Annotated in this window: 10 protein-coding genes; 5 read left to right on the forward strand and 5 right to left on the reverse strand. The window is 61.4% G+C overall.

The window, feature by feature from the left end; all coding sequences use genetic code 11:
• Positions 1-70: 70 nt before the first annotated feature.
• The gene (gene nhaA / locus ACOYXI_RS00975; protein ID WP_210557529.1) at positions 71-1,273 is read right to left on the reverse strand and encodes a Na+/H+ antiporter NhaA; all 1,203 of its coding nucleotides are present in this window, start codon (positions 1,271-1,273) and stop codon (positions 71-73) included.
• Positions 1,274-1,497: 224 nt separating this feature from the next.
• On the opposite strand from nhaA, the gene ACOYXI_RS00980 reads away from it, so the two are divergent.
• From ACOYXI_RS00980 to ACOYXI_RS00995, 4 genes are all read left to right on the forward strand, one after another.
• Positions 1,498-1,875: a c-type cytochrome gene (locus ACOYXI_RS00980; RefSeq protein ID WP_461674147.1), complete on the forward strand. Its 378-nt coding sequence runs from the start codon at positions 1,498-1,500 to the stop codon at positions 1,873-1,875.
• 95 nt (positions 1,876-1,970) lie between these two features.
• A complete protein-coding gene (locus ACOYXI_RS00985) occupies positions 1,971-2,471 on the forward strand; it encodes a sigma-70 family RNA polymerase sigma factor (protein WP_003223490.1) in 501 nt (166 codons plus the stop codon).
• A gap of 40 nt (positions 2,472-2,511) precedes the next feature.
• A complete protein-coding gene (locus ACOYXI_RS00990) occupies positions 2,512-3,495 on the forward strand; it encodes a FecR family protein (protein WP_461674148.1) in 984 nt (327 codons plus the stop codon).
• Positions 3,496-3,593: 98 nt separating this feature from the next.
• A complete protein-coding gene (locus ACOYXI_RS00995) occupies positions 3,594-6,017 on the forward strand; it encodes a TonB-dependent siderophore receptor (RefSeq protein ID WP_461674149.1) in 2,424 nt (807 codons plus the stop codon).
• A gap of 54 nt (positions 6,018-6,071) precedes the next feature.
• Here ACOYXI_RS00995 and ACOYXI_RS01000 read toward each other — a convergent pair whose 3' ends face one another.
• Both ACOYXI_RS01000 and ACOYXI_RS01005 read right to left on the reverse strand, forming a co-directional pair.
• Complete coding sequence (locus ACOYXI_RS01000; protein WP_461674150.1) at positions 6,072-7,580, reverse strand: trypsin-like serine peptidase; 1,509 nt, start codon at positions 7,578-7,580, stop codon at positions 6,072-6,074.
• A gap of 93 nt (positions 7,581-7,673) precedes the next feature.
• On the reverse strand, positions 7,674-8,825 hold the full coding sequence (locus ACOYXI_RS01005; RefSeq protein WP_461674151.1) for an MFS transporter: 1,152 nt from the start codon (positions 8,823-8,825) through the stop codon (positions 7,674-7,676).
• A 504-nt stretch (positions 8,826-9,329) separates the two neighbouring features.
• Between ACOYXI_RS01005 and ACOYXI_RS01010 the strand changes: the two genes are divergently transcribed.
• A complete protein-coding gene (locus ACOYXI_RS01010; RefSeq protein WP_461674152.1) occupies positions 9,330-10,310 on the forward strand; it encodes a diaminopimelate epimerase in 981 nt (326 codons plus the stop codon).
• Positions 10,311-10,438: 128 nt separating this feature from the next.
• Here the strand turns inward: ACOYXI_RS01010 and codA are convergent, their stop codons facing one another.
• Both codA and codB read right to left on the reverse strand, forming a co-directional pair.
• Complete coding sequence (codA, locus tag ACOYXI_RS01015) at positions 10,439-11,686, reverse strand: cytosine deaminase (protein WP_027614004.1); 1,248 nt, start codon at positions 11,684-11,686, stop codon at positions 10,439-10,441.
• A 14-nt stretch (positions 11,687-11,700) separates the two neighbouring features.
• Positions 11,701-12,972, reverse strand: coding sequence for a cytosine permease (codB, locus tag ACOYXI_RS01020; protein ID WP_461674153.1), 1,272 nt, complete (start codon positions 12,970-12,972; stop codon positions 11,701-11,703).
• Positions 12,973-13,056: the final 84 nt, after the last annotated feature.

The raw sequence follows: 13,056 nt of genomic DNA on the forward strand, positions 1-13,056 counted from the left end.
TGACTGAATTGACGCTTTCGCGAGCAAGCCCGCTCCCACATTGGTTTTCTGTCTCGACCCGATCTGGCGGTCAGCTCGAAGCCTTCGCCTTACCCGCACTCATCAGCACGACCACCGCCAGCAGCGCGGACAAAATCGAACCCAGCAACACACCCACCTTCACCGAGTCGACCAGATGCGGCGCGCCCGGGAAGGCCAGTGCGCCAATGAACAGGCTCATGGTGAAGCCGATCCCGCAGAGCAGGGCGACGCCATACAGCTGCAGCCAGCCCGCGCCTTGCGGCAGTTGTGCTAGACCACTGCGAATCGCCAGGGCGCCGAGGCCGAGGATACCGATCTGCTTGCCGAACAACAGCCCCAGCGCGACGCCCAGCGGCACCGGCTCAAGCAGGTTGCTCGGAGAAATGCCGGTCAGCGACACACCCGCGTTGGCGAAGCCGAAAATCGGCACCACGGCGAACGCCACCCACGGATGCATTTTTTCTTCGAGGTAGAGCAGCGGCGAGTTGTGCTCGTCTTCGGGATTTCCCAGCGGAATGCACAGGGCCAGAATCACCCCGGCGAGGGTCGCGTGGATCCCCGATTGCAGCATGAAGAACCACAGGAAGGCGCCGGCGATCAGGTATGGCCAAAGCTTTCTGACACCGCAGCGGTTGAGGATTACCAGCAGTGCAATCACCGCCAACGAGGCCAGCAGCATGCTCACCGACAGGCCGCTGGTGTAGAAAATCGCGATGATCACCACTGCGCCCAGGTCATCGAGGATGGCCAGCGCCGAGAGGAAGATTTTCAACGAGACGGGCACTCGTTTGCCCAGCAGCGACAGCACGCCCAAGGCGAAAGCAATGTCGGTGGCGGCGGGGATCGCCCAACCGCTCAGGGTCTGCGGATTACCCCAGTTGATCGCGACGTAGATCAGGGCCGGGACCAGCATCCCGCCCAGCGCGGCGAAGCCCGGCAGCGCGCGCTGACCCCAGGTCGACAACTGACCGGCGAGCATTTCGCGCTTGATCTCCAGGCCCACCAGCATGAAGAAGATCGCCATCAGGCCATCATTCACCCAATGCTCGATCGACAGACCGGCGATCTTGATGTGCAAGGTCGAGAAATACGTGGCCGCCCAAGGCGAGTTGGCGACCAGCAGCGCGGCCAAGGCAGCGGCCATCAGAATCAGGCCACCGGCGGACTCGGCGGCGAAAAATCGCGAGAGAAAGGCCAGGGCAGAAGGCGACTCCTGACGGGCAGCCTGCAGGCGTGACGGATCGTGGCTCATAGGCACAGCAACTCCGCGCGGCGGCCCGACCTGCGCTGAATTAAACCTGCCCTGCCGCGTTGTTGCGGTGGCACCCGGGCGGCATTTTACACAATAGGCGGGACGGCTGCGAAAAACTCGACGACGTGGGTCGCTGCCCGGCAATTTCTCGATACGTGGAAATTGGCTTCCTGATGTGTGCTTAGCTGTGCGTCGTCCGTTTCAGCCTCTGACCCTTTATAAAAATGAAAACAACCCTCGTCGCCTTATTCGCTTTGTTATCAGTCATTCAGACCTCCCTGTCCGTGGCAGAAAATGCCAACGGCAAAAATCTTTATGTCCAGCGCTGTGCTGTGTGCCACGGCGCCGATATCAAGGCAACCGGGCCATTGGCCAATAAAAGCAATCCGCCAACGCCTGACCTGACAACAGCCACCTTCAAGAAACGCCTTAAGGATTATCCGGGCGTCATCGTGTCCTCGATCATCCTTCGTCCCAATGGAAACCTGATTCCAAAAACCTTGCAGGACAACGGCGTGAAGATCGCGCTGCACGCCTGGAGCGTTCAGGATTTTCGCGATCTGCATCAATACATGAGTGAGGTGATTGCAAAAGCACGATGACCTGGAGATGAACGGCGGATCGGGTCTCCAAGGAATGAATTGCCGGCCTTAATAGGAAGCATTACTATTCACGCCTCTTTCCCCAGCACGCTGTCATGAACCCCATGCTGCCCCGCAGACCCGGCTTTTTCGAGCATTACGAAGAGTTGATCGGCACCTGGACCCGGCGTCTGCGCAACCGCGCGCAGGCCGAGGATCTGGCGCACGACACCTTTGTGCGGGTGCTCGAATCCGATTCGGCAGCGGTGCAGCAGCCACGGGCGTATCTGCACCAGACCGCACGCAACATCGCGGTCGACGGTTATCGGCGTGAGGATCGACGGGAAGCCATGGAGTCGCAGGCGATCGATCACAGTGTGTCGTCCACCGGCGACCCGGAGCATTACATGCAGGCGATCCAGTTGGCCGACTCCATCGAACGGGCGCTGCAGGAGCTGCCGCTCAACTGCCGGAAGATTTTCGTCTGGCAGAAGATCGAAGGGCTGACCCAGGCGGAAATCGCTGAGCGCCTGGGGCTGTCCAGAAATATGGTCGAAAAGTATATGATCCGCACCCTGCGCCACTTGCGCGATCGCCTTGACGGCATGCAGTCATGAGCGGCCACCGCGTTTCATCCCCAGCCCGACAGGACATTCCATGATGGATACCCGTGATTGCGCGTGCGGGCAAACAACGGTGCGCGATGAGGCGGCACGCTGGTTTGTGCGTTTGCAGGAACCGCTGATCAGTGCCGACGAACAGCAGCGCTTCGACGTATGGCTGAACCAGCATCCGCAACACCGTGACGAATTCCAGTTGCTGCAAGGCCTGTGGACGGCGGCCGATCTGCTGCCGGCGCCACGTCTCAAGTCCCTCGTCGAAACCCCGCCAGCCCGTCGCGAGCGTCGCCCGCTGCTGCGCTATGCCGTGGCCGCCAGTGTGCTGGCGGTGGCGCTCGGCCTCGGTCTGTTCAGCGGTCTGAATCACCCCGACGGCTACAGCGCCGAGTTCGCGACGGCGCTGGGTGAGCGCAAGCATGTGGCGCTGCCGGACGGATCGGTGATCGACCTGAACAGCCGCAGCCGTCTGCAGGTGCGTTTTGAGAAGGATCGGCGGCTGATCGAATTGAGTGAAGGCGAGGCGCTGTTCAGCGTTCAGCACGACACGGCGCGGCCGTTCGTGGTCGAGGCCGGGAGCGGCAAGGTCACGGTCACCGGCACGCGTTTCGATGTGCGCCGCGATGTCACGCAAACCCGGGTCGCGGTGGAGCAAGGCACGGTCAAGGTGCAGGGGCGCAATGCAGCGGACAATCAATTCATCAACCTGACCGCAGGCCTCGGCACCCATGTCGATGCCGAAGGCAAAGTCGCTGCCGCCTACGCGGTCAACCCCGCCGAACTGACGGCGTGGCGCAGCGGCAAACTGGTGTTCAACAACGCGAGCCTCGGCGAAGTGGCAGCGGAAGTTTCGCGTTATCGCGACAAGCCGCTGACGGCCAGCAACCCGGCCGTGGCCAGTCTGCGCCTGACCAGCGTGTTCAAATCCGACAACACCGACGCCTTGCTCAAGGCCCTGCCAAACATCCTGCCGGTGGCCGTTCGCACCCTGGCCGATGGCAGTCAGGAAATAATTTCAAAATAACATTCAGGTTTTTTTCGAGTTCATCGTCTTCCTGTTCAACTGCAACTGGTTTGCATTAACAGACGCACACTCTTGCGCTCCACAGGACTACGTTCGACGTGAAAAACACCTCAACCAACAACAAAAAATCCCCTTGGTTGCCGCTGGCCCTCGTGCTGGCGGTCAATGCAGCGATGCCGCTGGCCTATGCCGCCGAGGCCATTCACATCCGCGCCCAGCCGTTGGGCCAGGCCCTGAGCGAGCTGGGCCAGCAAACTTCGCTGCAAGTGTTTTTCAGCCCGGATCTGGTCGCCGGCAAACAGGCGCCGGCGGTTGACGGCAATCTTTCCCCCGAGCAGGCGCTGCGCCAATTGCTTCAGGGCAGCGGCCTCGACTATCAGATCAACGAAGGCTCGGTGACTCTGGCGCCAGTCGCGACCGCCGCCAGCAACGGCCCGCTGGAACTGGGCGTGACCGACATCAAAGTGGTCGGCGACTGGCTCGGCGACGCCGATGCCGCCGTGGTACAGAACCACCCGGGCGCACGCACGGTGATCCGCCGCGAAGCCATGGTCGAGCAGGGCGCGATGAACGTCAGTGACGTGCTCAAGCGCGTGCCGGGCGTGCAGGTGCAGGACTCCAACGGCACCGGCGGCAGCGACATCGCGCTGAACGTCGGCGTGCGTGGCCTGACTTCGCGCCTGTCGCCACGCTCCACGGTGCTGATCGATGGCGTGCCGGCCGCGTTCGCGCCGTACGGTCAGCCACAACTGTCGATGGCGCCGATCTCCTCGGGCAATCTCGACAGCATCGACGTGGTACGCGGCGCCGGTTCCGTGCGTTACGGCCCGCAAAACGTCGGCGGGGTGATCAACTTCGTCACCCGCGCCATTCCGGAAAAAGCCACCGGGGAAATCGGCACCACGCTGGAGACCACCCGGTACGGCGGCTGGAAGCACATCGACACGGCGTTCCTCGGCGGCACGGCCGACAACGGCATGGGCGTGGCGCTGTTGTACTCCGGGGTCAACGGCAACGGTTACCGCGAGCGCAACAACGATAACGACATCGACGACGTGCTGCTCAAGACCCATTGGGCGCCGACCGATCAGGACGATTTCAGCCTCAACTTCCATTACTACGACGCCAGCGCCGACATGCCCGGCGGCCTGACGCAGAAGCAGTACGATGACAAGCCGTACGACTCGGTGCGCGATTACGACAACTTCAGCGGGCGGCGCAAGGACGTGTCGTTCAAGTGGATTCGCCAGATCGACGAGCGTACTCAGGCTGAAATCCTTACCTATTACACCGACAGCTTTCGCGGCAGCACCATCGCCGCCCGCGACCAGAAAACCCTCAGCTCGTACCCGCGTTCCTACTACACCCTCGGTGTCGAACCGCGGGTGTCGCGGGTGTTTGACGTCGGCCCGACCACGCAGGAAGTCAGCGTCGGTTATCGCTACCTGAAAGAGGCGATGCACGAACAGTCGAGCCGTCTGGCGCTGGTCAATAATCAGCCGGTGGTCACGCCGACGTCCGACGGTCATGTGTTCCAGGACCGCACCGGCGGCACCGAGGCTAACTCGGTGTATGTCGACAACAAGATCGACGTCAGCAACTGGACCATCACCCCGGGCATTCGCTTCGAACACATCAGCACTGACTGGCATGACCGCGCCGTGCTCGATACTTCGGGCAAACGCGTGCCGGAGAAAAACCGCAGCATCGAAAGCAACGAACCGCTGCCGGCGCTGAGCGTGATGTATCACTTGTCGGACGCGTGGAAACTGTTCGCCAACTACGAAACCTCGTTCGGCAGCCTGCAGTATTTCCAGCTCGGCCAGGGCGGCTCGGGTGACCAGACCGCCAACGGCCTGGAGCCGGAAAAGGCCAAGACCTACGAAATCGGCACGCGCTACAACGATGACGTGTGGGGCGGGGAAGTGACGCTGTTCTACATCGACTTCGATGACGAGCTGCAATACATCAGCAACGATGTCGGCTGGACCAACCTTGGCGCGACCAAGCACCAGGGCATCGAAGCCTCGGTGCATTACGACATGGCGGCGCTCGATCCGCGTCTCGACGGTCTGACCGCCAACGCCGGTTTCACCTACACCCGTGCGACTTACGAAGGTGAAATTCCGGGCTTCAAGGGCCGTGATCTGCCGTTCTATTCGCGGCAGGTGGCGACCGTGGGCTTGCGTTACGACGTCAATCGCTGGACCTACAACATCGATGGTTTCGCCCAATCGAAACAACGCTCGCCGGGCACCGGGGTCAACGCCGATGGCAGCTTCAACGGCAACTACATCACCGAAGGCACGGCCGACGGGCAGTACGGCGACATCCCGGGTTACGTGACCTGGAATGTGCGCGGCGGTTATGACTTCGGGCCGCAAGTGTCGAATCTGAAACTGGGTGCCGGGGTGAAAAACGTCTTCGACAAGCAGTACTTCACCCGGTCCAGCGACAACAATTCGGGGATGTATGTGGGCGCGCCACGGACGTTCTTTGTGCAGGCCAGCGTCGGTTTCTAAGGCGCTGTTGTGGCTGAACCGGTTTCACACGGTTCAGCCACAAAAAGCCTGAAGCTATTGAGGGATCAGAAACTCGATGGTCGGCCCGGGATTCCCGGCCAGGTCTGCGCCTTTGAGGCAGACGTTCTTTCGGCCATTGGCAATGGAAACATGGAACACGCCTGTGGAGGGTGATACGCGTTGAAATCCCTGCCCGTCATTGCAATTGATGCTCCCTGGCTGGCCGTACTTGTATTGAAACCGGGCGGGATCCAGATCCGGTGAAACCGGAAATACTCTGATGTCGTATTCGTCGCCACCTACCGCTTCCACCTTATAGGCAGGCTTCAGCGGTGCGGGCGCGTCCATCATCCAGCGCCAGTAGACGCTGGGTGTTCTTCCGGCCCATTGCTTGGGTACGTCCGTAGGCCGCTGTTGGCCAATCAGGCAGAGAAAGTACAAGCCTGAGCCGTCTTTAAGTTCATGACTCAATTGATTATCGGCGTCCGGTGCAGCCGTTCGCACTTGGCTATAGCCATCAAGGTTCTGACATTCGTCCAGAGTGCGCGTAAAGCGATAGCGGTAGTAAGGCGCGGTTGTGGTGAACGTTTGCAGCCATCGCCAAGGCACGACTTGTCCATGTTCGTCGCGCTCGAGCTTGATGTAATCGCTGTTTTGCGACGAACCAGGAAACGACCAGTTCTCGCCCAGCGAACAACCGTCCAGACGTGGATTGAAATGTCCCTTGGCGAAACAGGCGTCCAGCCCATCGGTTGTGGAGGCGTAATTGGTATTGCTGCGTTTGTTGACCTGTCCCGCCACGACTTCGCAGGGCGCGCCCTTGTCGCAGCGATTGCGGTCACTCCCGCGAGTGGTGGTGCCGAGCACACCCACAATTTCATTGGTGTAACGCGCAAGCAGTGGCGAGCCTGACAGCCCGCTGACAACATCGAGACAACGGTTGCTCAGTTGTCCGACCCAACGCCATGGGCCTTCAATAATCGCCGCCGAGTGTTCTTGTTTGCAGGCCATGCGCTGAATGAAACCGTTCATGGGCGCGCCGGTGATCAGAATGTCGTCTTCGCTGTCCAACGGGGCCCGCGCCAGTTTCAACGGCTGGATACCGTCTCTGATCAACTGTTCCAGAGGCTGTTCAAGCTCAATGATAGAGAGGTCTTGACCGCGTAGCGTGCTCCAGCCAATGCGACTGACCGTGTAGGAACGGCTTTGCGGTTGCGTGTCGAAAAAATAATTGAACGTCACCCGACCCTTTGCAGGTTGATTGACGATGATCTCGTTATTGCCTATCTCCGGATGTGTGCAGTGTCCGGAGGTCAGCACATAGGCGGGTTGCGATACTGCTCCGGGTTCTCGAGTGTCAATCAGCGTGCCGGAGCAGGTCATGCCGCTTTCAACTTCAACACGGCCAATGGCTTGCCAATGCGCATAGTTTCCGCCGGCATTGGCCAGGCGCTCAGCGGGCGCAAAATTGGCAGTGCCTTCACCCCAGTCGTATCGATTGACGGAGGCACATCCCTGGAGAAGCGTGATTAGCGCGATAACTGATCCTGTTCCAATGTTCATGCCGGATTTCCTTTCCTCCTGAGCTGGAAATCAACCCTATGATTGGGGGCAGGGCTTGTCTACTGTCAAACCTGACAGGTACCGCGCCAATGTTCAGACTTTCAAGGTCTTGCCGCCGATGGCCACCGCCACCAACAACACCGCCATCAAGCCAAACGCAAAACTCAAACTGCTGGCATGCGCGACAAAACCGATCACCGCCGGCCCCGCCAGAATCCCTGCGTAACCCAGCGTGGTGATTGCCGGCACCGCAATGCTTTCCGGCATCACCGTCTGCTTGCCCACCGCCGTATACAGCACCGGCACGATGTTCGAACAGCCGGCGCCGACCAGCGCATACCCCAGCAGCGCGGCTTCCCAGCTCGGGGCGAAGGTCGCCAGAAACAGGCCTGCCGCTGCCAGCAGCCCGCCAAACAGAATGATCCGCGTAGCCCCGACACTGCGCACGATCCGGTCACCCAGCAGGCGTCCCACCGTCATGGTCAGGGCAAATGCGGCGTAACCCAAGCCCGCATACGCCGTGTCGATCCCGCGTTCCTGTGCGAGGAACACCGCGCTCCAGTCGAGCGCCGCGCCTTCGGTGAGGAACACGATGAAACACATCCCGCCGATGAACAGCACGATACCGTGGGGAATGGCGAATGCCGGGCCCGAGCTTTCACTGCCGTACGGCAGCATGTGCGGCGCCGCTTTGACCAGCGCGCCGATCAACACCGCCACCACCACCAGCATCGCCGCCAGTGGCGTCAGGCCGAGGCCGAGCAGGGCGCTGACACCGGCCGCGCCGACAATCCCGCCGAGGCTGAACAGGCCATGAAACCCCGACATCATATTCTTGCCACTGGCCCGCTCGACGATCACCGCTTGCAGGTTGACGGTCGAATCCACCGTGCCCAACCCGGCGCCGAACATGAACAGTGTCGCGATCAGCGCCGGTATCGACGACACCGTCGCCAGCAACGGCAGCGCCGCGCAAATCAGCAGGGTGCCGCCGGTGGCGACTTTGCGACAGCCAAAGCGTGTGGCGAGAATCCCCGCCAGTGGCATCGCCAGAATCGAGCCGACCCCCAGGCACAGCAGCAGAAGGCCCAACGTGCCTTCATCGAGTCCGGCGCGGGCCTTGGCGTACGGCACCAGCGGCGCCCACGCGGCAATGCCGAGGCCGGCGATGAAAAAAGCGATGCGCGTCGACACCTGTTGCAGGCGTCCGGGGACGAAGGTGTCTTGGGGGTTGAGGCTGGTCATATCGATCCTTGGCAAAAAACGTCGCGTCCCCGAATGACAGTGATAGCGCGTCGAGGTTCGATCGCAAGTCTCGGGGCGGTGCAACCGACATCCTAACCTGTGGGAGCGAGCTTGCTCGCGAATGCGGTATATCAGCCAATGAATATGGCGACTGATACGCAGCCTTCGCGAGCAAGCTCGCTCCCACATTGGATGACCGGTGTTCACAAATGCCCGTTCTGTGCAGAACCCTGTGGGAGCGGGCTTGCCCGCGATTGCGGTGGTTCAGGCGATGAATATGGCGACTGATACGCAGCCTTCGCGAGCAAGCTCGCTCCCACATTGGATGACCGGTGTTCACAAATGCCCGTTCTGTGCAGAACCCTGTGGGAGCGGGCTTGCTCGCGAAGGCGGTGGCTCAGGCAATGAATAGGGCGCCTGATACTGCGCTATCGTGAGCAGGCTCACTCCTACAAGGGATCGCGGTTTACAGTGATGGCTTCGACAAGGTGAGTGAGGCTAGTGATGACGCAGTTTTACGATGCACGGGGCAATATCTACGGGGTGGTTTCGCCTCAGGCACTTCGTGAGGCGGGGATCGATTTGCCTGTCGGTGCCGCGCAGTGTGCCTTGTCGAGACAGGCATGGAGTCAGGCAGCCATTGCGCTGTGCTGCGATTGGCCTGAGGGGCAGCGTCCGGCGGGGAGCAAATCCCATCGCAGCGATGGCCTGCTGATCGGCCCGTTTCAGTCGGCAGCGCCGTTCGACGTGCTGATCGTCAACACCGACGGCACCTTGGCCGAGCGCAGTGGCAACGGTCTGACGATCTTTTCCCAAGCGTTGCTTGAGCAGGGGCTGATGCGGGAAGAAGGCGCGTTGCTGAAGGTGCATCACGACAAGGGCGACGCCGTGGAAACTTCGGTGAAACCAGCTGCAGTCGAAGGCGTTCACGGCTTCTGGCTGGATCTCGGTCAACCGGGCTTCGGGCCTTCAGCGGTGACCGCCCGGAATGTTGAAAACCGCGAATTCAATGGTCATGAAGTGAGCCATGTAAAACCCTTGGCGCAGCTCGATCCCGCGTGGCAGCACAGCCAGTTCGTGCGCATCGGCAATCCGCATTGCGTGACCTTGCTCACCGACGTTGCCGTGTTGCCGAGCAACCCGCAAATGCGCGAATCGCCCTGGGCTGAAGGCCTGACCCGAATCGCCTACGCGATGCCGACCGGCGCCGGCCAGCCATGCCCGGCGGGCATCAATCTGCAATGGGCCGCGCTTGAGTCCGCGCAGCGCATCGTCGCCCGAGTATTCGAGCGTGGCGAAGGGCCGACGGCGTCTTCCGGCACCAGTGCCAGTGCGGTGGCCTGCGCAGCATGGGCGGTGGGTTGGGTGGCGAGCGGCGAAGTGCACGTCGTCATGCCGGGCGGGACGGCGCCGGTGTTGCTCGAAGAAGAGCAGGGCGAATTGGTGCGGGTCAGGCTGTTTGGTACGGCTCGATTGATCGACTGAAGCGGCAATCGCCTTCGCTGGCAAGCCAGCTCCCACAGAGTTATGTGGTGAACACAAATCACGCGTTCACTGCTGGATACTGTGGGAGCTGGCTTGCCAGCGATGAGGCCATCAGCCTGACAAAAGTTTCAGATTTGTCCGCTGCTGAACGCCACCACCGGCATCTGCCGCTGCATCAGCACCTTGCCGCCACGAATCGAATACAGCGGCAGGCCCTGGCTGCGGATCACTTCGTAGTCGCTGTCCGCCGACAGAATCAGCAGGTTCGCCGGGCGCCCCTCTACCAGGCCATAACGCTCGCCCAGGTGCATGGCCTTGGCGCTGTTGTCGGTGACCAGATCCAGCGCGTTCTGCAGGTTGCGGTAACCGAGCATGTGGCAGATGTGCAACCCGGCTTCCAGCACCCGCAGGATGTTGCCGTTGCCTAGCGGATACCAAGGATCGACGATCGAATCCTGGCCAAAACACACGTTCATCCCGGCTTCAAGCAATTCATTCACGCGGGTCACGCCACGGCGTTTCGGAAAGTTGTCGAAGCGCCCCTGCAGGTGAATGCTTTCGGTCGGGCACGAGACGAAACTGATCCCGGAATGCCCGAGCAGGCGGAACAGTTTGGCGCAGTAAGCGTTGTCGTAAGAACCCATCGCCGTGGTGTGGCTGGCGGTGACCCGCGCGCCCATGTCGCGGCTGCGCGCCTCTTCGGCGAGCACCTCAAGAAAGCGCGAGTGCGGGTCGTCAGTCTCGTCGCAATGCACATCGACCAGGCACCCGGTGCGCTCGGCCAGGTCCATCAGAAACTTCACCGAACTGACACCCTGATCACGGGTGTACTCGAAATGCGGAATGCCGCCGACCACATCGGCGCCCATGCGAATCGCTTCTTCCATCAGCTCGCGACCGTTGCGGAACGACTCGATGCCTTCCTGCGGGAACGCGACGATTTGCAGATCGATCAGGTGCCGGGATTCTTCGCGGACTTCGAGCATCGCCTTGAGCGCGGTGAGTTGCGGATCGGTGACGTCGACGTGGGTGCGCACGTGCTGGATGCCGTGTGCGGCCAGGGCCTGGATGGTCTTTTTCGCGCGGGTCTTGGTGTCTTCTTCGGTGATGGTGACTTTGCGCTCACCCCAGCACTCGATGCCCTCGAACAGCGTGCCGCTCATGTTCCAGCGCGGCTCGCCAGCGGTCAGCGTGGCGTCGAGGTGGATGTGCGGCTCGACGAAGGGCGGCACCACCAGATTGCCGCCGGCGTCGAGGTCGCCGGGGTTGAGGGTCGGGGCTTCGGTCTGGCGGCCGATGCTGCGGATCAGGCCGTCTTCCAGGTGCAATTCGTGCAAACCGTCCTGGTTGCGCAGTCGGGCGTTGATGATGTGCATCAGGCGAATCCTTCTTATAGGTCTGGTAGTGGCGCACTGGCGCGACGGGCGCCGAGCAGGCCGGTGACGATGACATACGTTAGCGCGGCGGCGGCAATCCCTACCAGCGGTGCGACCCAGGGCGAATGGAACGCGGCGAGCGTGCCGACCGCGTAAGCCCCCAGCCCCGGCCAGTTGAACGCCGGCAGCCGTGCGTCGGCCAGCCGCGGATAGCGCCCGCGCCAGCGGAAGAAAAAGTCGGCCATGATCACCCCGCCAATCGGCGGAATCACCGTGCCCAGCAGAATCAGGTACGGCACCAGCATGTCGTACATGCCCAGCAGGGCGAGCAGGGTGCCGATTACCGCGCCGGCCAGGGTCACGGTTTTGCGTCGGCCGGTGCGCAGCAGGTTGCAGCCGGCGACGGCGAAGTTGTAGATGGTGTTGTCCTGGGTGCTCCAGATATTCAGTAGCAGCATGGCCATTGCGGCCATGGCGAAACCTTGCAGCAGCAACACTTCAACCACGTCGGGCTGCTGATAGACGATCGCGCCGTAGGCACCGATCAGCACCATCAAGCCATTGCCGATGAAAAATCCGATCAGGCTCGCCAGCACGGCAACCCGTGCCGAGCGCGAGAAGCGTGTCCAGTTGGTGGCCTGGGTCGCGCCGCTGACAAAGGTGCCGAACACCAGCGTGATCGCGGTCGACCAGTCCAGCGAACTCGTCGGCACCACGCTGAGCAAACCTTCGAGGCCACCGACTTTTACCGTCGCGACCCACATCGACAGCATCAGCAGCAACATCATCGCCGGCACCGCGATGTACGACAGGATCTCCAGGCCGCGATAACCGATATACGCCGTGGCGCAGAACACCAGGCCGAACAGCACCATCAAGCCGAGCACTGTGCCTTGCCCCAGATCGAAGTATTTGCCGAGCACCACGGCGGCGGTCGCAGTGCCCCAGGCGTACCAGCCGATCTGGGTGAAACCGAGGATCAGGTCGCTGAGCTTGCTGCCGACTTCGCCAAAACAGAACCGCCCCATCAGCACCGAATTAAGCCCGCTCTTGAAGGCGATATAACTGAGGCCTGCCGCATACAGACCGAGCAGCAGGTTGCCGACGATGATCACCGCCATCATCTCGCCAAAACTGAACGCCACTCCGAGCTTGCCGCCGGCGAACATGGTTGCGGTGAAAAACGTGAAACCAAGCAACACCATGGCGGTCGAGGCCAGGCCTTTTCGCGCATGCATCGGGACTTCGCTGAGGGGGTAGTCGTTGCCGGGATCGTTCTGCGTCATGGGGCGTTCCTTGCTGGATTGGGGAGACGCGAAGCAAGTTGCAGTGGTCGTGCCAAAGACCGTTATGCGGATTATGTATAGCCG

The sequence above is a fragment of the Pseudomonas sp. G3-19 genome (genome assembly GCF_054855875.1).